Below are 18,687 nucleotides of genomic sequence, written 5' to 3'. Positions count from 1 at the left end.
GCGCCGGATCCTTACATATGGGACGGTACCCCGGCTGACCTGGAGCTTTCTCCTCCGGCCGGTCGGCACGCCGCAACCCCCGGCCGGCGGCGGGCGTTCAGGCCGCCCGTACGGCGTAGCCGCCGAACGACGACTCCAGCAGGCCGAACGCGGTCGTGGCCGCCTCCTTCAGCGCGGCGGCGACGGCGTCGGGGTCCTCGTGCGCCAGCGTGCGCCGCGTCAGGTCGGCGAACAGCACCCGGTGGACACCGGCGAGCGCCGAGGCGGCGACCCGGGCGTCCAGGTCGCCGCCCAGCTCGGCCGCCAGCGCCTCCTGCCGCTGTTCGTGCAGCTCGCGCAGGCGGGCCACCAGGGTGGGGCTGTCGGCGATCATGCGGGTGAACGGCTCGCCCGCGAACCCGATCACCGGGTCGCGCCGCTCGACCGCCGCCAGGAACGCCTCGCGCAGCGCCGCCAGCGCCGACTGCCCGGCCGCCCGCCCCCTGACCGTCGCCGCCAGCGAGGCCACGAACTCCTCGTGGTGGTCGAGCGCCATGTCCTCCTTGCGGGAGAAGTAGTTGGTGACCGTCATCTTCGCGACCCTGGCGGCGGCGGCGATGTCGGAAATCGTGGTCCGCTCGAAGCCGCGCTCCACGAACAGGCGGGTAGCGTGGTCGGAGATGGCCTGCCTGGTCTCTCGCTTCTTCTGTTCCCTCAAACCCAGCGCGTCGGTGCTCATGGGCACCACCCTTATCACAAATTTTTAGGTCCGACATCATTTTAGGTTGACACTATCTATGGTTGATCCTAATCTTATGTCCATACTAAGTTTGGAAAGGAACGCATGACCGCGACCCTGACGGCCGAGGCCGTAGCCAGCCGCGACACCGTGAAGGACTATCTCAAGCAGATCGGCAAGGTCCCGCTGCTCACCGCCGAGCAGGAGATCGACCTGGCCAAGCGGATCGAGGCCGGCCTGTTCGCCCGCGAGCGGCTCGACACCGAGCCGGGCCTGCCCGCCGAGCTGCGGGCCGACCTGGAGTGGATCGCCGAGGACGGCGGGTGGGCCAAGCAGCGCATGCTGGAGGCCAACCTGCGGCTGGTCGTCTCGATCGCCAAGCGCTACACCGGGCGCGGCATGCTCTTCCTCGACCTGATCCAGGAGGGCAACCTGGGTCTGATCCGCACCATCGAGAAGTTCGACTACACGCTCGGATTCAAGTTCTCCACCTACGCGACCTGGTGGATCAAGCAGGCCATCACCCGCGCGATGGCCGACCAGTCGCGCACCATCCGCATCCCCGTGCACATGGTCGAGGTGATCAACAAGGTGGCCTCCGCGCAGCGGCGGCTGCTGGCCGACCTCGGCCGCGAGCCGACGCCGGAGGAGATCGCCGCCGAGGTCGAGATGGAGCCCGACAAGGTGGTGGAGGCGCAGCGCCACGCCCGCGAGCCGATCTCCCTGCACACCCCGCTCGGGGAGGAGGGCGACGCCGAGCTCGGCGACCTGATCGAGGACTCGGAGGCGCCCGGCCCGGTCGAGCAGGTCTCCTACACGCTGATGCGGCGCCAGCTGCTGCAGATCCTCGGCAGCCTGTCCGAGCGGGAGGCCGGGGTGATCTCGATGCGGTACGGCCTGGCCGACGGCCGTCCGATGACGCTGGACGAGATCGGCAAGGTGTACGGCGTGACGCGCGAGCGCATCAGGCAGATCGAGGCCAAGACGATGTCCAAGCTGCGCCACCCCTCCCGCGCCGAGGCGTTGCGCGACTACGTCGGCTGACGCCCCGCCGTACCGCCGGAAAAGCAGGTGTGCGCCTTGAGGAGGGCTCCGTAGGATCACACCAGTGAGAGACCCGGTAAGAGACATCGCGCTGCTGCCCAAGGCCCATCTGCACGTCCACCTGGAGAGCACGGTCCGCCCTGCCACGCTGCGAGATCTCGGGGTCCAGGCGCGGCGCCCGGATGTCTTCGCCGGTTTCCGGCCGTTCGCCGACTTCAACGCCCAGGTGCGCGGCGCCCTGCGCACCCCCGACCACTTCCGCAGGATCGCCCGCGAGTTCTGCGCCGACGAGGCCGCCCAGGGCACCCGCTACGCCGAGGTCACCTTCACCGCCGCCGCCCACGGCGAACGGCTCGGCGATCTGGAGATGCCGCTGCTGGCCGTGCTCGAAGGGTTGGCCGAGGGCGAGGCCGAGCACGGCATCACCTGCCGGCTCATCCTCGACCACTCCCGGCGGCGCCCCGCGGAACGCCTGTGGCAGACGCTCAAGCTGGCCACCGCCCACGACGAGGTCATCGCCATCGGCCTGGCCGGCGACGAGAGCTTCCCGCTGGCGCCCTTCGCCGACGTGCTGGAGGTGGCCAGGGAGGCGGGGCTGCACCTGGTGCACCACGCGGGGGAGACCGCCGGGCCTGACAGCCTGCGCGAGGCGCTCGACGTGGGCCACGCCGAGCGGATCGGCCACGGCATCCGCGTGCTCGAGGACCCCGACCTGGTGGCCGAGCTGCGCGAACGTCGCGTGCCGCTGGAGGTGTGCCCGTTCTCGAACGTGCTGCTCGGCATCGTGCCCTCGCGCGCCGAGCACCCGCTGCCCCGCCTGCGCGAGGCCGGCCTGGTCGTCACCCTCAACACCGACGGGGAGACCTCGCTACTGCGGGAGTACGCCGACGCCCGCGACAGCGACGAGACGCTCGCCGAGCTGGCCGCGGCCACCGTCGCCGCCTCCTTCGCGCCCGAGGCCCTGAAGGCCGAACTGCTGCAGGGGATCGCGGCCTGGCTCGCCACCCCCGCGGGATGAGCGGGACACGGCTTGCCGCGCCGGCCGGGTGAGCGCGGCGGAAGCGCACGGCTTCGCGTACCAGCGGGATGAGCGGGACACGGCTTGCCGCGCCGGCCGGGTGACCGCGGCGGTCAGCGCACGGCTTTGCGCACCAGCGGGATGACCTCGCCGGCCAGCAGCCCGGCCTGATCGCCCGGGCCGGTCGGGGCGAGGCTGAGCGTGCTGAACCCCATCGCGGCGAAGCCCGCCAGCCGCTCGGCGACCGCCTCGGCGGGGCCCGAGACCATGCCGGGCCGCCCGAGATCCTCGCCGACGTGCACGACGACGTGGTAGGCGCACGTGGGGGCCGGCCGTCCGGCCCGTTCGGCGGCGGCCAGCACCTTCTCCCGCATGACGACGGCCTGCTCGGGCGGCGCGAACCCCAGCGAGGGGATCCACCCGTCGGCCAGCCGTCCGGTCAGCTCCAGCGCCCGCGGCCCGAACGTGCCCAGCCAGATCGGGATCCGCCGTGACGGCTTGGGCTCCAGGTCGGCGGCGTCGGTGTGGAAGAGCCTGCCCTCGAAGGTGAAGGCGGGCCGCTCCCACAGCCCCCTGGTGATGTGGATCGCCTCCTCCAGGCCGTCGATCTTCTCCCTGGTGGTGGGCACCCGCAGCCCGAACGCCCGGAACTCCTCGTCGGAGTGCCCGCCGCCGAGGCCGAGGATCAGCCGGCCGCCCGACAGCCGGTCGAACGTCTCGGCCATCTTGGCCACCATCGCCGGCGGCCGGTACGGCACGCCGAGCACCCTGGTCGCGATGCGGATCCGCGAGGTCGAGGCGGCGATCCACGACAGCACCGTCCAGGTCTCGAAGCTGGGGGCGGCGCCGCACGGGTGGTCGCTGGTGGAGACGAAGTCGAAGCCGAGCTCCTCGGCGCGCACGGCGGCGCGCACGGGGTCGTCGCCCGGGCGGGCGTCGGCGGGGACGTTGAGGCCGAATTCCATGGTTGTTGATGTATCAACATTACTGGCCGGTGTCAACATCACCGGAGCCGGGCAGGGCATCCACATGACAACACCCCCAGCCCAGGTGTCCCTCAAGCGCGCCATCGGACCGAAACTGCTGGTCTTATTCATCGTCGGCGACATCCTCGGCACGGGCGTCTACGCCCTCACCGGGACGGTCGCGGGCAGGGTCGGCGGAGCGCTGTGGATCCCCTTCCTCATCGGCTTCGTGATCGCGCTGTTCACGGCCATGTCCTACGTCGAGCTCGTCACCAAGTACCCCAGAGCGGCGGGCGCCGCCCTCTACACCCAGCTCGCCTTCAGAAAGCCGTTCCTGACGTTCATGGTGGCCTTCGCGGTCATGTGCTCGGGCCTCACCTCGGCCAGCGCCGCCGCGCGGGCCATCGGCGGCAGGTACCTGCAGCAGTTCGTCACCCTGCCGTCGGTCGTGGTGGGCATCATCTTCATCGTCGCCGTCGCGGCGCTGAACTACCGGGGCGTGTCGGAGTCGGTCAAGACCAACATCGTCTTCACCCTCATCGAGTTGACCGGCCTCATCATCATCATCCTGATCGGCGTCTACGCGGTCGCGACGGGCGCGGGAGAGCCGTCGCGCCTGGTGCAGATCAGCGCCGAGGACTCCGGCGGGCTGCTGCTGGCGCTGCTGGGCAGCACGGCGCTGGCCTTCTTCGCCTTCGTCGGGTTCGAGGACTCGGTGAACATGGCGGAGGAGACCCAGGACCCCGCGCGCAACTTCCCCCGCGCGATCTTCCTGGGCGTGGCCATCACCAGCACCATCTACATCCTGGTCGCGCTGACGTCCTCGCTGCTGGTCGACGCCAGCGTCCTGAAGGAGTCGGACGGGCCGCTGCTCGAGGTGGTCAAGGCGGGCGGGCTCGGGTTCCCGCCGCAGCTGTTCGCCGCGATCGCGATCTTCGCCGTGGCCAACTCGGCGCTGATCAACATGATGATGGCCTCACGCCTGGTGTACGGCCTGGCCAACGAGCGGGTCATCCCGGCCCGGCTCGGCATGGTGGACCCGCGCCGCCGTACCCCCGTCGTCGGGATCCTGTTCACCACCGCGCTGGCCATCGGTCTCATCTCCACCGGTGAGATCGCGGGGCTCGGCGAGACCACGGCGTTCCTGCTGCTGTGCGTCTTCGCCGTGGTGAACGTCGCGGTGCTGGTGCTGCGCAGGGAGCAGGTCGAGCACGCCCATTACCGGGCGCCGACCGCGCTGCCGGCGATCGGCGCGGTCATGGCGGTCGTGCTGGCCAGCCCGCTGACCGGGCGGCCGGGCACCGTGTACGTCACGGCGGGCGTGCTGCTCGGCATCGGCGTGCTGCTGTGGCTGGTCAACTGGGCCTTCACCCGCCGCCAGCGGCAGCGGGAGGAGGAGAACGCCTGAGCCGGCGGCCGTGCCGTACCGGCAGAGTCGGGCGGCCGTGCCGTACCCCCTGAGCCGGCCGTGCCGTACCGCGACCTGTGCGCGGTACGGCACGGCCCACGGTCACCGGCTCAGTCGCCGGTAGGCGCGTGCCGACAGCGGCAGGAACACCAGCGTGATGGCCACCGGCCAGGCGACGGCCAGCAGCAGCGCGTGCTCCGCCGCCCACGACTCGCCCGCGAACCCCGGATTGCCGAACAGCCGCCGGCAGGCGGCGACCGTCGCCGAGAGCGGGTTCCACTCGGCCAGGAAGCCCAGCCACCCCGGCATCTGCGCGGGGGAGACGAACGTGTTGGCCACCATGGTGAGCGGCAGCATGAGCATCCAGGACGCGCCCGCCGCCTCGGGGGTCAGTTTCAGCCCGGCGAAGATGCCCACCCAGATGAGCGAGAAGCGCAGGAGCAGCAGCAGGCCGACGGCGGCCAGCGCGGCCGTCGGCCCGTTGTGCCAGCGCCAGCCGACCGCCACGCCGCACGCGATGAGCACGGCCAGCTCCAGCGCCGAGCTCACCATGTCCGACAGGGCCCGGCCGAGCACCACGCCCGTCTGCGAGACCGGCATCGAGCGGTACCTGTCGGTGACGCCCCTGGAGGCCTGGGTAGTCGTGATGATCAGCGTGCTGGTGACGCCGACGGCCATCGTCTGGCCGAACATGCCGGGCATCAGGTACTCGCGGTAGTCGCCGTCCGTGCCCGCGACGGCCATCGCGCTGCCGAAGACGTAGCCGAACAGCAGCACCATCACGATCGGGTACAGCAGCTGGGACAGGATGGCGGCGGGGTTGCGCACCCAGTGCAGCAGGTACGCCCTGGCGATCACCCAGCCGTCGGTGAGCGCGTGTGTCATGCCGTCACCTTCAGGAACACCTCGTCCAGCGTGGGTCGGCGCAGGGCCACGTCCTCGACCTCGATCCCCTTGGCCGCCAGGGCGCTCATGACCTCGCCGAGGGCGTGCATGCGGTCGGTCACGGGCGCGGTCAGCCTGCGGGTGTCGGGGTCGGCCGCGGGAGGGCCGAAGGCGGCCAGGACGTCGCAGGCCTCCGGCAGGTCCCGCGCGTCACGCAGCACCAGGTCGAGCTGGTCGCCGCCGATCGAGGACTTCAGCCGGTCGGGCGTGTCGTCGGCGATCACCCGTCCCCCGCGCAGCACCGCGATCTGGTCGGCGAGCTGGTCGGCCTCGTCCAGGTACTGGGTGGTGAGCAGCACCGTGCAGCCGTCCGCGACCATGGTGCGCACGGCCTGCCACACCTCGGTGCGGTTGCGCGGGTCGAGCCCGGTCGTCGGCTCGTCGAGAAAGAGGACCCGGGGCGCCTGGATGAACGTGGCGGCCAGGTCGAGGCGGCGGCGCATCCCGCCGGAGTAGTGCTTGATCCGCTTGTCCGCGGCCTCGGCGAGCCCGAACTGCTCCAGCAGCTCGTCGGCCCTGCGTCGGGCCCGCCTGGCGTCGAGGTGGTAGAGCCTGCCCCACATCACCAGGTTCTCCCTGCCGGTGAGGATCTCGTCGACGGCGGGCTCCTGGGAGGCCAGGCCGATGACCCGGCGGACCTGCGCGGGCTGGGCGGCCACGTCGAAGCCGGCCACCGTGGCCCTGCCGCCGTCGGCCCGCAGCAGCGTGGTCATGACGCGCACGGCCGTGGTCTTGCCCGCGCCGTTGGGTCCGAGCAGCCCGCACACCGTCCCTTCCCGCACGGCCAGATCGAACCCGTCGAGCGCGGCGGCGTCGCCGAAGCGCTTGGTCAGCCCTTCGGCGACCAGAGAATAGGAGTTCATTGTTTTAGAGTGAGACATCAATGTCCCAAAGTCAAACGATGATGTTAGGGTCTGGGAGTGAGTACTTCCAGGACGGAGTCCGGCACCCGAAGCCGTACGCGCCGCGCGATCCTGGCCGCCGCGGCCGCCACGCTCGCCCGCGACCGCAAGGCGACGCTCGCCGACATCGCCGAGGCCGCCCAGGTCGGCCGCAGCACGCTGCACCGCTACTTCGCCGACAGGAACGAGCTGATGGCGGCCGCGATCGTCGACTCCTTCGGCGCGGTGGAGGACTCCGTCCGCGCGGCCGCGATCGACCAGGGGCCGGCGCTCGAGGCGATGCGACGTCTGATCGCGGCCATGGTGGAGTCCGGCGACCGGCTGGCGTTCCTGTTCGGCGACCCGCACGTGCTGGAGGAGTTCACCGACCGCTTCGAACCCGACATGTCGGTGCCGACCACCCTCGACCTGATCAAGCGCGGCCAGGAGGAGGGCGTCTTCGACCCGGCCGCCAGCCCCGAGTGGATCCAGCGCGTCGTCTGGGCGCTGACCTACACCGGCTGGGAGGCCGCCGAGAAGGGGGAACTGCCACGCCACGGCATCACCGCCACGGTGATCCGCACCTTCGAGAGCGGGGTGGTGGTGACCTGAGAACGCCGGCGACCGACGCCGGAGGCGGCATGGGCCCGCGCTCGCGGCCGCTGTCACAGATCGCACTACTGTCCTGTCCTTGAGACGGACCGGACCTCGCGCAGTGACAGGAGCTTGACCGTGCCACCAGCCAGTACCACCCTCCGGATTCGAGTCCGGATGAGCTCGCGTCCCATCGACGAGCCGCATCGCGTTTCAAGCCAGCTGGAGCTGCTGTTCGACCTCACGTTCGTGGTCGCGGTCGCCGCCGTGACCGCGCAGTTCGCGCACGGCATCGCCGACGGTCACGGCCTGAGCGAACTGATCCCGTTCCTCCAGGTGTTCTTCGCGATCTGGTGGGCGTGGATGAACTTCACGTGGTTCGCCTCGTCCTACGACACCGACGACGTCCTCTACCGGGTGCTGACCATGGTGCAGATGGCCGGGGTGCTGGTGCTGGCCGCCGGCGTACCCGCCGCGGTCGGCCGCTCCGACCTCGGGATCATCACGCTGGGCTACCTCATCATGAGAGCCGGGCTCGTCGCGCAATGGCTGCGGGCCGCTCTGGAAGATCCGGCCAGCCGCCGCACCGGTTTCCGTTACGCGGCCGGCATCGGCCTCGTGCAGCTGGGCTGGCTGCTCCGGCTGGCCCTCGTGGCGGCGGGCGTCGTTCCCGCGTCGTTCCAGCTGCCGCTCTTCGTCTGCCTGGTCGTCCTGGAGCTGGCGGTGCCGCGGTGGGCGGAGCGGGAAAGGGCCACCAACTGGCACCCGCACCACATCGCCGAGCGGTACGGCTTGTTCACGATCATTCTGCTGGGTGAGAGTGTCCTGGCCGCGAGCCGGGGAGTCGAAGGCGCGCTCGAATCGGGCCAGATCAGCGGTCCCCTTGTCGTCGTCGCCGGGTCCGGTCTCGTCCTGCTGTTCGCGCTGTGGTGGCTGTACTTCCTCGTCCAGGCCGGGGCCGGTCTCAGTGACCGCCGTCACCGGTCCTACTGGTGGGGATACGGTCACTACGGCATCTTCGCGGCGCTTGCGGCTCTCGGCGCAGGGCTCGAGGTGGCCGTGGAGCAGAGCGGGCACCAGGTGGCGGCATCACCGCAGGCGATCGGCTACGCGGTGGCCGTCCCGGTCGGCGTGTATCTCGCACTGCTGTGGGCGGTGCACGCGCTTGCCGTCGCGGAGCCGGTCATCTCTGTCGCCGCTGTGGTGGGCTGCGTCGCAGTCGTCCTGCTGCTGCCGCTCGGGACGCCGTGGATCGGTGTGGCCGCAGTGGTCGCGCTGGTCGCGGCCATCTGCGTCGTCCTGGTCGCCGTCACGCTCTGGAGCGCGGCCGTCGCGGCCCGCGCCGGCGCGCAAGATCGTGGTCCGCGGTTCACAGACTCACGCGAGTCGTGAAGCGGACTCACCCGCGGACGGCAGGCGCGGCCAGAGGACCATCCCGACCTGCGGGTCGACCTCGTCTGGTCCTGGATCGGTGGAGCGGGAGGCTGATTCCCGCTGACTCCCACCGAGGTCGCGGCGCTCATGCGTGAGATCTCGGCCGCGGGCAAGCTCGTCGAACAGCTCGCACGCCGTCCAGCCGGTCCCGGGTCCTTGACCTGATTTCCGGAGAATTTTCGCGGTTGTTGTCACAGGTGTGGGGGGTGTCTTGTCTTAGCCGGAGACCGGGTGGCGCACGGGGTGCCGCTGGTGGACAGGAGGAGGTTCGCGATGAAGGTCGTCGTCGTCGGTGGGACGGGTCTGATCGGATCGAAGCTGGTGACCAAGCTGGGGGGACATGGCCATGAGGCGGTGGCCGCGGCGCCGAACACCGGGGTGAACACGCTCACCGGTGAGGGGCTGGCCGAGGTGCTGGCGGGGGCGCAGGTGGTGGTCGACGTGTCGAACTCGCCGTCGTTCGAGCCGGCCGCGGTGATGGACTTCTTCGTGACCTCCACGCGGAACCTGCTGGCGGCGGAGGCGGCGGCCGGGGTCGGCCATCACGTCGCGGTGTCGGTGGTGGGGACCGAGCGGATGCCGGAGAACGGCTACTTCGCGGCGAAGATCGCTCAGGAGCGGTTGATCGAGACCTCGGGGGTGCCGTTCTCGCTGGTGCACGCGACCCAGTTCTTCGAGTTCGTGCGGAGCATCGCGGACGAGGCCACGGCGGAGGGCGAGGTGCGGATCGCGCCGGTGCGGTTCCAGCCGATCGCGGGTGACGAGGTGGCGCAGGAGGTCGGCAGGGTCGCGGCGGGCGCGCCGCTGAACGGCAGGCTCGAGGTGGCCGGACCGGAGCAGGTCCGGATGGACGAGTTCTTCCGCGAGGCGCTGGCGGCGTGGGGCGACGCGCGCGAGGTGGTGACTGATCCGCGGGCGCGCTACTTCGGCAGCGTGCCGGGCGAGCGGACCCTGGTGCCGGGTGAGGGCGCTGTGCTGGGCAAGGTGCGATACCGCGACTGGCTCGACCAGAACGCCGCCGCCGGCCACTGATGGCCGCCGGCCAGATCGCCGTCCGGCTGATCCACGCGATCAGCCGGACATCCGTTCCAGCCACGCATGGAGGAAACATGAGCACGTCCGACAGCGAGAACGAGTTCCTGTGCGAGCTTCAGATCGAGGTCGAGGCCGAACTGACCATCGTCGAGGCGAGCCGTCCGGAGGAGGAGATGCGACTGCCGGCCACCGAGTGGCGGTTCGATCCGACAGACGTCGAACGCACGGAGATCGGCCTGCGGGGCTTGCGCGACGCGGTCGAGGCGCTCGAGGACGACATCCGGCCCGGCGGTCACGTCGCCTGAGACACGGATCGACCGCCGACTCGGCGAGCCGTCTCGACCTCCAGGGCGAACATCCCGGTTCGCCGCCGGCGCCGCATGGCGCTCACCGTGTCACAACCGTGGCGTCATCGGGGCCTCTTCGGGGCCGGGTCATGCTGCGCGGGTCCAAGCCGACGGCCCGGTGCTCGGGTATGCCGCCCGCGAGGGCGGCCTGGGTGAGCGCGGCGGCGACCCACTCCTGGTCGACAGGTTTGCCGTCGTCGCGGCGAAGGATCGGTTCCGTGGCCGCCCGGTCGTGGCACAGCGCTCTCACCAGTGAGCGAACGGCCGAAGGCACCGGGTAGGCGACGATGTCGTCACGACTGGTGTGGATCACGATGACCAGGTGCTCGCCATCGCCGTCGGCGACAAGGCGGAAGTCCTGCGGGGCGACGTCGGCCAGCACGTCCCCGCAGGCGCCGGTGGCCTCCAGCAGCCCGACCGCGGCCGCCTCGGCCGATCGGCCGTCGGCTGCCAGCCGGGCGATGCCGCGGCGCAGCAGCCGGCGTTCGTCCCGGGTGAGCACGCCGGGGGCGCCGCTGTCGCCACCCTCGGCCGGCGTCTGGGTGGCGTGCCGAGAGGCTCGCAGGGCTCCGCTTCGCCAGGCGAAGGTGTACAGCGAGGTGAGGACGGCACGCTTCCTGGCCACCGTGGTGCCCGACAAGGGTTTTGGCGTGCTGAGGCCGCCGGCGCGCGCCGCCGCGCAGTAGCGGTCCACCTCGGCTCCGGTGACGGAGAGCAGGCCGAGACCTGGCTCGGTGGCGCGCAACCAGCGCAGGAACGCGGCCACCACCCGTAGCCGGGTCTGCCGCGCGGCAGGGGAGGGGGTGCTCTGCAGCCACGCCGTCACCGTCTGCCGGCTGAGTTCGTCCAAGGTGTCGACCACCTCGATGTCGGCACCGCTCACCGTGCCGCCGTCACCGGGACGGCGGCGCGGCCGCAGGCCGGGAATCTGCCCGACACCCCTGACCATGGGAATGGGCGTCTCCAGCGAATCGGGAACACCGCGGCGGTGCAGGTCAGACGGGCCAGTCATGCCATGGATCATCTCATGGCGGAACGCCGTGATCTGCCCCGATCTGCTCGCCGGCGACGGCATGTGCCGCATGCGCCCGCGCGAGAAGTCTGTCGAGGAGGTCGAGCGCGCCATGCCCCGTATCGGCACCGCATGGACAGATCATGACGGAACAAACAAGGTCAGGCCTGCTCTTCGCGGGTCGGCCAGGCGGGGATCTTGCACGGCTCTCGCGCCGGAGTGTCGAATGGGATCGGCACACGGGCGAGACGTCGGCAACCCCTTGGAGGGGCAATGAGGCCGTTGGCCATCGCAGTGGTGGCGGTCCTGATGGTGGCGGGCTGCACGGCACCGAGGCGGGACAAGATCACCGTCGCGTGCGGCGCGAGCGAGCGATGGTGCGCGATGATGGTCAAGAGGTTCTCCGACGCCACCGGCGTGGAGGCCGACTTCGTCCGGTTGTCGAGCGGCGAGGCGCTGGAGCGGATCAAGGCGGCCAGGGCGCGGCAGGAGTTCGACGTCTGGCACGGCGGCCCGGCCGACTCCTACGTGGCCGCCAAGAGTCAGGGGCTGCTGGAGCCGTATGAATCCAAAGAATCCGGTGAGATCCGGAAGGACTGGGTCGATCGGGAGCATGCCTGGAGCGGGATCTACGCCGGTGTGCTGGCCTTCTGCAACAACACCAAGGAACTGGCCAGGCGCGGCATGCGGCCGATCCGCTCCTGGCGGGAACTGCTGGACGAGCGGCTGCGCGGCGGCGTCGCCATCGCCCATCCGGCCACCTCCGGAACCGCCTACACCGCGCTGTGGACCCACGTGGAGCTGAACGGCGGCGATCAGGAAGCGGCGCTCGGCTACCTGCGCGGCCTCCACCCGAACGTGCTCAGGTACAACGCCTCCGGCAGCGAGGCCGCCCTGCAGGATCGCCGGGCCGCCTGACTAGGAACAGCCCTCGAACTGCGGGACCGAGACCACCGACAGGTCGATGCCCGACCTGCCGAACCACTTGTCCAGCAGCATGTGGGCCGTGCCGTCCTGGTACATCCGGGTGATGGCCCGGTTGAGCTCCTCGCAGCCGTCGACGTCGCCCTTGCGGACGCCGATCGACGTGCGTTGCTCGTTGAAGGTGGCGCCCACCAGGTGCAGGTCGACGCCCGGCCTGGTGAGCAGCCCGGCCAGGATCTGGCTGTTGGTGGAGATGGCGTCGATCCTGCCGTCCTTGATCATCTCCAGGCAGACGTTGTAGTCGGGTGCCGCGACGACGACCGCCTTGACCCGGCGCTCGTCGACGATCCGCTGGGCGATGTTCGTGCCGCGCACCCAGCAGATCCGGCGGCCCGCCAGGTCACGGACGTCGCGGATGACGTCCTTGTCGGCCGGCCGTACCGCGATGTCCTGGAAGTCGACGTGGTACGGCCCGGCGAAGTCGATCACCTTCTTCCGCTCCGGGGTGACCGACATGTGGGCGAAGACCAGGTCGGCACGCCCGTCCGTGAGCACGGTGAGCTGGTCGCCGGCCTTGATCTCCAGCCAGCGGATCCGCTTGCCCAGCCGGGACACCAGATCCTTGGCCACGTCGATGTTGAAGCCGTCGTAGGCGCCGTCCTGCCGCTTGAAGCTGATCAGCGGGACGTCGGAGCGGATGGCGACGACCAGCTCGTCCTTGTCCACGAGGGATTGCGGTCGCGCGGCGCCGCAGGCGGTGAGCAGCAGGATCAGGCAGATCAGCACTCTTGTCACCGGTACTCCCTGAGTCGTGGCCAGACGCCGGCCAGGACGAGCAGGGCGCCGGCGGCCAGCCCGGCGGGGATCGAGCGCCACAGCGTCTCCAGGGCTCCGTCGCCGCTGTCGATGGCGCGCTCGAAGTCGGACTCGTGCCGCCGGACCAGCTCCTCCAGCACCTTGTCGTAGCTCTCGTAGGTCTGGGTGAGCTCGCCGTCCCAGAACTTGATCGCCGCTTCGGCCGGCATGGTCCGCATCCGCGCGTCGGCCTGCTGGAACCTCTGGTAGACGGCGAAGAGCCGGTGCCGGTCCCGGCCTGTCAGGCCGCCGAGCAGTCCCTGGAAGTCGGCGTGCAGCCTGCTCTGGTAGTCGGGCAGGCTGGTGGACTCGACGGCCGCGACCGTCCGGGACTTGTCCAGGAAGGTGTGTTCGTAGGTGTCCCTGCGGAAGCGGTCGAGCAGGTAGCGGCTCTGGTCCGCGTGCATGCTCTTGCTGATCGCCCGTGCTCTGCTCAGGGTGAGCACCGAGTCGAAACCGCGGCGCTTGGCCTGCTCCAACGCCTGGCCCTGCCGGTTGAGCAGGGCCGTGCCGGTCACCAGACTGGCCGCGGTGAGCACGGTGGCCACTACCAGGGCCGGTGCGAAGACCCGGCGGAACCTGCTGGTCAGGTAGGCCTGCAGGCCCAGCAGGCAGGCCAGCGCGAGCAGCCCGGTGACGATGACGGCGGTGCGGGCCAGCGAGGTGGCCGAGCGTTCGGCGTCGTGCGCGCGCCTGACGATCGTCCCGGTTTCCAAGGTCAGGTTGTAGGCCTGGGGAAGCAGTTCGCGGTGCATGAGGTCGGTGGCCTGCTGGTAGGCCGCGACCACGTCGTCGGGCGGCTGCCCGGCGGTGTGCCCGGATTGCGCGTCCAGCAGCCGGGCCCGGGCCGCCAGCCGTTCGTAGCGGCCCAGCCCCTCGATCAGCGACTCGACCGTGCGTTGCTCGGCGGGGTCGTCCATGGCCAGCCGGTAGGCCTTGAGCAGGCTCTCGGAGATCTCCAGCCGCCGCTGGTCGTAGCCGGTCAGGTCGGCCTGCTGCTGCGGGCCGTACTCCCTGCCCAGCAGCAGGGTCTCGGCCACCAGCGCGTCCATCTCCGACATCTGCCGGTGCAGGCCCGTGGTGGCCAGCACCTGCGGCCCGGCGTCATGCCCGATGACGCGCAGGCTGGAGCCCGTGCTCGCCGCGCCGGCCAGGATCGCGCCCAGCAGCAGCGCCAGCGTCAGCAGGGACAGCCCGGCCAGCGTGCGCACCCGCCCGGAGACCGACTCCTTGCGCCGGACCGGGGGCGTCGCCGTCACGGTCATGGCCTGCTCCGGCGGGAGACGCCGGGATCGTTGGCGGGCACCGCGCCTCCCGAGATCGACTCGTGCTGGGAAACCGAGCATGGCCGCGGGCGCGACAGGCCGCAAGAGGGGCCGCCGGCGGCGCTGTCGAGAGGAGGCCGCGGCCGGCGCCCGCCCGTGATCGGCCGGGGCGGCGGATCACGCGGCGGGGCGGGTCCTGAGCTCGCCCCGCTTGCCGTACCAGGCACTCCACAGGCCGAGGAGCGCCATGGTGCCCAGCAGCATGACGGTGGAGACGGTGACCATCACGTCGGTGGGCAGCAGGTAGACGAGCGGGAGCCGGGCGGCGGACTCGGCCAGCATCGCCACGCCCCACACCAGCGTCATCACCACGTAGACCCGGCGGAACCGCGGCTCGGCCGCGTACAGGACGTCCCACCGCGCGGCCGTCTCCGTGTCCTCGGCGCCGAAGCGCTTGGCCACGGCGAAGGCGGCGGGGCGGCCGGCGATGACGGTGCCGAGGAAGATCACGCCGACCACGGCGGTGGTCACGGACTTGAGCGCCAGGATGAACTTCTCGTCGCCCGTCATGAGCGAGAGGACCAGGCCGATCGCGAAGATCGACGAGGTGAAGGCGGCGAAGCCGTCGAGGCGCCGCTTGCTGACGGCCACGTACCCGACGCGGAGCAGGCCGACGCAGCTGGCGGCCAGCATGGCGAGGTACTCGCCGACGCCGAGCGCCCGGCCCGCGTAGTAGGCGGCGACCATGGGCGCCACGTCCCACAGGACCACGGAGACGATCGAACGGTTCATTCAGAGAACCTCCTCCAGCCAGGTGCCGATCCGGGACATGGCCAGGCGCTGTGCTCCTGCCTGGCAGTGCGCGTCGCCGCCTTCCTCCTCGGTGAACTCCAGGAAGGTCTTGTCGCAGGTCAGGTGTTCGAAGAGCTGCTCGGGCTGGCCGCGGAAGAAGTGGTCGTCCTGGGCCGCGCACACGAGCGTCGGACAGGTGATGCGTTCGGCGATCCCGTCGCGCAGGTGATAGTCGAAGAGCGTCGCCGTGTACTCGCGCGGGCTGCCTGCCCCGGTCACCCACATCCCGTGGGTGCACGCCCAGCGCACGCCCGGGTCGGTCGCCATGAGCCGTTCGAGGGCCGCATCCGCTTCGGGGCCGGCCAGCATGCTCCTGGCCAGCTCCCTGTCGCCGCCGAAGTGTTCCGTGGCCTTCGCGCCCATGTCGTAGACGCCGTCGAGTGCCACCAGCGCCTTGATCCGAGGCTCGAAGGCCGCCGCCCGAGGCGCGAGCATGCCGCCCAGGCTGTTGCCGAGCAGCCCCACCGGGCCGCCGGCCCTCAGGTCGTGCTGCAGGAAGTCGAGGACCGGGCCGACCACGTTCTCCCAGTCGGGCCTGAACACCAGCCCCTGCCGGTGCATCGGGCCTGGCTGGCCGGGGCCGTCGAAGGCCAGCACGTTGAAGCCGCGCTCGAACAGCGCCGCCGCGGCGACGAAGTGCATCTCCTCCGCGCTGCCGTCGAACCCGTTGTGCATGACGACGGTACGGCCGGCGCCCGCGTCGTAGTAGTAGCCCGGCAGCGTCGTGCCCTCGTAGGGGATCTCTACGGGCGCCACCTCGGGCAGCGCCTTCCTGAAGCACTCGACCGCCCGCTCGTAGGCGCTGGCGATCCGCGCGTCCGCGGGGTCCCCGTGCAGGAAGAACTCGGCCGACCTGTAGTAGTTGGACGCCCGCAGGAACCCGTCCCTGGCGCTGATCCCGCGGCTGCGCTCCGCCTCGGCGGCGACCCGGTCGGCGGTCGCGCGCCACTTGTCGTGCCAGCTGTCGTAGTCGCCCTCGACGATGCGCTGCGCGGTGACCAGCACCTCGCCGAAGTCGGCGCCGCCGTACGCGATGTGGCCGAACATGCGCAGCGTCTCATACCAGAACGTCTCGTCCTTCTCGAAAACGACGGGCCGCACCACGCCTCCTTAATGCGAGAAATTTCGTGATTAAGGTAAGGCTCGATGCATCGCTAACGCAAGAGGCTTCGCGTTAAGATGGCCGGCATGACCACGCAACGACGCCCCGGCGGCCGTACGGCACGCGTCCGCGTCGCCGTGCACGAGGCGGTGCTAGCGCTGCTCCAGGAATCGACCTGGGACGAGCTGACGATCGCCAAGGTCGCCGAGCGGTCAGAGGTGCACCAGGCGACCATCTACCGCCGCTGGGGGAGTGTGACCGGCCTGGTCGACGACGTGGTCATGGAGCTGCTGCGCCGTACGTCCCCGATCCCCGACACCGGGACGCTGCGGGGCGACCTGGAGGCCTACGCGGTCCAGCTGGCCCGGGACATCGCCGCCCCGACCGGGCGCCTCTTCCTGCGCGCGGCCATGGTCGGCTCCGGCAACGCCGAGGACCGGATCTACCTGATCGAGCGCGGCGTGCAGCTGCAGGCCATGCTGGACCGCGCGAAGGAGCGAGGCGAGCATCCGCCCGCGCTGATCGAGCTCATGGAGATCGTCCAGGCCCCGGTCTACTTCCACGCCATGTTCTTCAACGCCCCCATGGGGCCGGACCAGGCCAAGGCCCTGGTCGACCGGCTCCTGCGGCTCGGCGGCCGACCCTCCTGACGCCTCCTGTCCTCGGCCGCCTCGGGCGACCGTCCACCGGCGGCCCACCAGAGGGGGCGGCGCCCACGATGGGCGGCCAGTGCCCTCGTCGCGCCCGGGCGTGCACAGCCGGGCAGGCCCGCATGACCACCCTCGCACCCGGGCCGGCCGACAGGTCGAGCGGATCGGTCCGGATGCGCTCAGCCGAGTAGACCTGTCCGGGCGTGCTCAGGTCGAGTGGACCTGTCCGGGCGTGCTCAGGTCGAGTGGACCTGTCCGGGCGTGCTCAGGTCGAGTGGACCTGTCCGGGCGTGCTCAGGTCGAGCGGATCTGCCGCGGCGGGCTCGCGCCGTGCGGATGCGGCGCGGATCGGTGCGGACCGGCGCGCCCGGGGCGGCGCGGTCCGGTCACTCCTCCTCGAGTGACGCCTGGCGCCAGGAGGCGCGCAGTGCGGTGCCGACGACGGACAGTTCGTCCTCGTCGCGAGGGGCGTACAGCATGACGATCGTGTCCGGCCATTGCGGGCGCAGGCTGATCGGGTGCGGTTCGGCCCAGCCCGCCGCCACCAGCGGGGCGATCATCGGCTGAGGAAGGGTGAGGTGCAGGAAACCGGCGCGATGGATGTGGGCGAACTCGTCCGGGCTGGGGTGCAGGAACGCCTCCCACGGTCCGGCGGGCCGATGCAGCCGCAGCGCCAGCGAGGCGGGTTCGGAGACCTGGCTCGGCCCGAGGAACACTCCCGGCAGGGCGCGGGCCTGTTCGATCAGCGCTTCCCGGATCGGTGCGGGAGAGAACTGGTCGATCTGGTCATGCGGGATCTCCAGCCCGGTGGTGGCCGGCCTGGTTCCCGATCTCTTCGGTGGGTCAAACATGAGGTACCGCACTTTCTGTGCGTTGGTTATGTTCTGTGCGCACCTCGAGAGTCTGGTCCACCATGCATCCATGACGGAAGAAGGCACTTCAACCCGCCCACCGCACACCGATGTGCGCGTGCTCCTGCGTCAGCGCCGTGAGGTGCGCAGGTGGATGCGTTCGCCCTGCTTCCCGAAGAGGCTGAGTACTTCGACGCTGCCGCGGCCGGCGGCGCCGAACCAGTGCGGAATCTGGCAGTCGAACTCGGCTGCTTCGCCGGCTCCCATGATGAAGTCGTGGTCACCCAGTTTCACGCGGAGCCGTCCGCGGAGGACGTAGAGCCATTCGTAGCCCGCGTGGGTCCGCAGGTGGGGCTCTTCGTCGTGCGCTGGAATGGTCATCTTGTACGCGCGTGGCTCTCCCTGATGCCGCGACAACGGGATCAGCACCCGGCCGTTCTTTCCGGTGGGCTGCTGCGGCACGCGCGGATCGATTATCCGGGGCGCGGCGACGATCTCGTCGAGGGGGATGCCCAGCGCCGCGGTGATCGGCAGGAGAAGCTCGAGGCTCGGCTTGCGCTGGGCTGATTCCAGCCGGGACAGCGTGCTGGTCGAGATGCCAGTGGCGCGCGCGAGGTCGGCCAGGCTGATGCCCTTCTTCTCGCGGGCGCGTCGCAGCCGGGGAGCGATCTGGTCTATCACGGCGCTGACGGTCGGCTGCTCGTCCATGGAATGCAGTCAACCAATGTGTCCCGGAATCAGCAATGGAGTTTGTTGATTTCGGTCAGATCTCCCGATCCTCTCGATG

19 protein-coding genes and 1 pseudogene are annotated in these 18,687 nt (G+C 70.6%); 9 read left to right on the top strand and 11 right to left on the bottom strand.

Translation table 11 applies throughout. The annotated features are described in order from the left end of the window. Positions 1-97: 97 nt before the first annotated feature. Positions 98-718 (bottom strand): TetR/AcrR family transcriptional regulator, encoded by a 621-nt coding sequence (locus ACWDLG_RS36920; protein WP_449929035.1) that lies wholly within the window; start codon positions 716-718, stop codon positions 98-100. 123 nt (positions 719-841) lie between these two features. Here ACWDLG_RS36920 and ACWDLG_RS36915 point away from each other — a divergent pair. Both ACWDLG_RS36915 and add read left to right on the top strand, forming a co-directional pair. Beyond that, positions 842-1,762: pseudogene (locus tag ACWDLG_RS36915) on the top strand (RNA polymerase sigma factor); the annotation flags it as partial. A gap of 64 nt (positions 1,763-1,826) precedes the next feature. Next, the gene (gene add / locus ACWDLG_RS36910) at positions 1,827-2,780 is read left to right on the top strand and encodes an adenosine deaminase (protein ID WP_449929033.1); all 954 of its coding nucleotides are present in this window, start codon (positions 1,827-1,829) and stop codon (positions 2,778-2,780) included. Between the two features lie 113 nt (positions 2,781-2,893). Here the strand turns inward: add and ACWDLG_RS36905 are convergent, their stop codons facing one another. Further along, positions 2,894-3,745 carry an LLM class flavin-dependent oxidoreductase gene (locus tag ACWDLG_RS36905; RefSeq protein ID WP_449929031.1) on the bottom strand — a complete coding sequence of 284 codons (852 nt, stop codon included), beginning with the start codon at positions 3,743-3,745 and terminating at the stop codon, positions 2,894-2,896. A 64-nt stretch (positions 3,746-3,809) separates the two neighbouring features. Between ACWDLG_RS36905 and ACWDLG_RS36900 the strand changes: the two genes are divergently transcribed. Further along, the gene (locus ACWDLG_RS36900) at positions 3,810-5,153 is read left to right on the top strand and encodes an APC family permease (protein WP_449929030.1); all 1,344 of its coding nucleotides are present in this window, start codon (positions 3,810-3,812) and stop codon (positions 5,151-5,153) included. Between the two features lie 102 nt (positions 5,154-5,255). Here ACWDLG_RS36900 and ACWDLG_RS36895 read toward each other — a convergent pair whose 3' ends face one another. Together ACWDLG_RS36895 and ACWDLG_RS36890 are read right to left on the bottom strand one after the other, a co-directional pair. Further along, complete coding sequence (locus ACWDLG_RS36895; protein WP_449929028.1) at positions 5,256-6,038, bottom strand: ABC transporter permease; 783 nt, start codon at positions 6,036-6,038, stop codon at positions 5,256-5,258. Continuing rightward, positions 6,035-6,979: an ATP-binding cassette domain-containing protein gene (locus tag ACWDLG_RS36890; RefSeq protein WP_449929026.1), complete on the bottom strand. Its 945-nt coding sequence runs from the start codon at positions 6,977-6,979 to the stop codon at positions 6,035-6,037. The genes ACWDLG_RS36895 and ACWDLG_RS36890 overlap by 4 nt, the downstream gene beginning before the upstream one ends. A 39-nt stretch (positions 6,980-7,018) precedes the next feature. Here ACWDLG_RS36890 and ACWDLG_RS36885 point away from each other — a divergent pair, with 39 nt between their 5' ends. The 4 genes from ACWDLG_RS36885 to ACWDLG_RS36870 all read left to right on the top strand — a co-directional run bounded on the left by ACWDLG_RS36885 (position 7,019) and on the right by ACWDLG_RS36870 (position 10,347). Continuing rightward, positions 7,019-7,591, top strand: coding sequence for a TetR/AcrR family transcriptional regulator (locus ACWDLG_RS36885; RefSeq protein ID WP_449929024.1), 573 nt, complete (start codon positions 7,019-7,021; stop codon positions 7,589-7,591). A gap of 159 nt (positions 7,592-7,750) precedes the next feature. Then, complete coding sequence (locus tag ACWDLG_RS36880; RefSeq protein ID WP_449929022.1) at positions 7,751-8,965, top strand: low temperature requirement protein A; 1,215 nt, start codon at positions 7,751-7,753, stop codon at positions 8,963-8,965. A 315-nt stretch (positions 8,966-9,280) separates the two neighbouring features. Next, the gene (locus ACWDLG_RS36875) at positions 9,281-10,039 is read left to right on the top strand and encodes an SDR family oxidoreductase (RefSeq protein ID WP_449929020.1); all 759 of its coding nucleotides are present in this window, start codon (positions 9,281-9,283) and stop codon (positions 10,037-10,039) included. A 77-nt stretch (positions 10,040-10,116) separates the two neighbouring features. Further along, a complete protein-coding gene (locus tag ACWDLG_RS36870) occupies positions 10,117-10,347 on the top strand; it encodes a hypothetical protein (protein WP_449929018.1) in 231 nt (76 codons plus the stop codon). Between the two features lie 82 nt (positions 10,348-10,429). Here ACWDLG_RS36870 and ACWDLG_RS36865 read toward each other — a convergent pair whose 3' ends face one another. Further along, positions 10,430-11,401 (bottom strand): hypothetical protein, encoded by a 972-nt coding sequence (locus ACWDLG_RS36865; RefSeq protein WP_449929016.1) that lies wholly within the window; start codon positions 11,399-11,401, stop codon positions 10,430-10,432. 273 nt (positions 11,402-11,674) lie between these two features. Here ACWDLG_RS36865 and ACWDLG_RS36860 point away from each other — a divergent pair, with 273 nt between their 5' ends. Beyond that, entirely contained in the window at positions 11,675-12,319 is a 645-nt protein-coding gene (locus ACWDLG_RS36860) for an extracellular solute-binding protein (RefSeq protein WP_449929014.1), read from the top strand. Here ACWDLG_RS36860 and ACWDLG_RS36855 read toward each other — a convergent pair whose 3' ends face one another. The 4 genes from ACWDLG_RS36855 to ACWDLG_RS36840 form a co-directional block, all read right to left on the bottom strand. After that, the gene (locus ACWDLG_RS36855; RefSeq protein WP_449929012.1) at positions 12,320-13,120 is read right to left on the bottom strand and encodes a substrate-binding periplasmic protein; all 801 of its coding nucleotides are present in this window, start codon (positions 13,118-13,120) and stop codon (positions 12,320-12,322) included. After that, positions 13,117-14,445: a hypothetical protein gene (locus tag ACWDLG_RS36850; protein ID WP_449929010.1), complete on the bottom strand. Its 1,329-nt coding sequence runs from the start codon at positions 14,443-14,445 to the stop codon at positions 13,117-13,119. The genes ACWDLG_RS36855 and ACWDLG_RS36850 overlap by 4 nt, the downstream gene beginning before the upstream one ends. Before the next feature lie 177 nt (positions 14,446-14,622). After that, positions 14,623-15,237: a VC0807 family protein gene (locus ACWDLG_RS36845; protein ID WP_449929008.1), complete on the bottom strand. Its 615-nt coding sequence runs from the start codon at positions 15,235-15,237 to the stop codon at positions 14,623-14,625. Then, positions 15,238-16,398, bottom strand: coding sequence for an alpha/beta hydrolase family protein (locus tag ACWDLG_RS36840; RefSeq protein WP_449929006.1), 1,161 nt, complete (start codon positions 16,396-16,398; stop codon positions 15,238-15,240). A gap of 87 nt (positions 16,399-16,485) precedes the next feature. Here ACWDLG_RS36840 and ACWDLG_RS36835 point away from each other — a divergent pair, with 87 nt between their 5' ends. Then, positions 16,486-17,049 (top strand): TetR/AcrR family transcriptional regulator C-terminal ligand-binding domain-containing protein, encoded by a 564-nt coding sequence (locus tag ACWDLG_RS36835; protein ID WP_449929004.1) that lies wholly within the window; start codon positions 16,486-16,488, stop codon positions 17,047-17,049. Positions 17,050-17,435: 386 nt separating this feature from the next. On the opposite strand, the gene ACWDLG_RS36830 is transcribed toward ACWDLG_RS36835, so the two are convergent. Both ACWDLG_RS36830 and ACWDLG_RS36825 read right to left on the bottom strand, forming a co-directional pair. Continuing rightward, a complete protein-coding gene (locus ACWDLG_RS36830) occupies positions 17,436-17,900 on the bottom strand; it encodes a luciferase domain-containing protein (protein ID WP_449929002.1) in 465 nt (154 codons plus the stop codon). A 129-nt stretch (positions 17,901-18,029) separates the two neighbouring features. Continuing rightward, positions 18,030-18,608 carry a helix-turn-helix domain-containing protein gene (locus ACWDLG_RS36825; protein ID WP_354916078.1) on the bottom strand — a complete coding sequence of 193 codons (579 nt, stop codon included), beginning with the start codon at positions 18,606-18,608 and terminating at the stop codon, positions 18,030-18,032. Between the last annotated feature and the right edge of the window lie 79 nt (positions 18,609-18,687).

The organism is Nonomuraea sp. NPDC003727, assembly GCF_053586935.1.
Note: the sequence above shows the minus strand (reverse complement) of the source record. Positions and strands in the feature narration are given on the sequence as shown.

Excerpts from the sequence above, each read along its gene's own strand:
- ACWDLG_RS36920 (WP_449929035.1), bottom strand. The coding sequence starts at position 718 with ATGAGCACCGACGCGCTGGGTTTGAGGGAACAGAAGAAGCGAGAGACC.
- ACWDLG_RS36905 (WP_449929031.1), bottom strand. The coding sequence starts at position 3,745 with ATGGAATTCGGCCTCAACGTCCCCGCCGACGCCCGCCCGGGCGACGAC.
- ACWDLG_RS36900 (WP_449929030.1), top strand. The coding sequence starts at position 3,810 with ATGACAACACCCCCAGCCCAGGTGTCCCTCAAGCGCGCCATCGGACCG.
- ACWDLG_RS36895 (WP_449929028.1), bottom strand. The coding sequence starts at position 6,038 with ATGACACACGCGCTCACCGACGGCTGGGTGATCGCCAGGGCGTACCTG.
- ACWDLG_RS36890 (WP_449929026.1), bottom strand. The coding sequence starts at position 6,979 with ATGTCTCACTCTAAAACAATGAACTCCTATTCTCTGGTCGCCGAAGGG.
- ACWDLG_RS36880 (WP_449929022.1), top strand. The coding sequence starts at position 7,751 with ATGAGCTCGCGTCCCATCGACGAGCCGCATCGCGTTTCAAGCCAGCTG.
- ACWDLG_RS36875 (WP_449929020.1), top strand. The coding sequence starts at position 9,281 with ATGAAGGTCGTCGTCGTCGGTGGGACGGGTCTGATCGGATCGAAGCTG.
- ACWDLG_RS36870 (WP_449929018.1), top strand. The coding sequence starts at position 10,117 with ATGAGCACGTCCGACAGCGAGAACGAGTTCCTGTGCGAGCTTCAGATC.
- ACWDLG_RS36865 (WP_449929016.1), bottom strand. The coding sequence starts at position 11,401 with ATGACTGGCCCGTCTGACCTGCACCGCCGCGGTGTTCCCGATTCGCTG.
- ACWDLG_RS36860 (WP_449929014.1), top strand. The coding sequence starts at position 11,675 with ATGAGGCCGTTGGCCATCGCAGTGGTGGCGGTCCTGATGGTGGCGGGC.
- ACWDLG_RS36850 (WP_449929010.1), bottom strand. The coding sequence starts at position 14,445 with ATGACCGTGACGGCGACGCCCCCGGTCCGGCGCAAGGAGTCGGTCTCC.
- ACWDLG_RS36845 (WP_449929008.1), bottom strand. The coding sequence starts at position 15,237 with ATGAACCGTTCGATCGTCTCCGTGGTCCTGTGGGACGTGGCGCCCATG.
- ACWDLG_RS36835 (WP_449929004.1), top strand. The coding sequence starts at position 16,486 with ATGACCACGCAACGACGCCCCGGCGGCCGTACGGCACGCGTCCGCGTC.
- ACWDLG_RS36830 (WP_449929002.1), bottom strand. The coding sequence starts at position 17,900 with ATGTTTGACCCACCGAAGAGATCGGGAACCAGGCCGGCCACCACCGGG.
- ACWDLG_RS36825 (WP_354916078.1), bottom strand. The coding sequence starts at position 18,608 with ATGGACGAGCAGCCGACCGTCAGCGCCGTGATAGACCAGATCGCTCCC.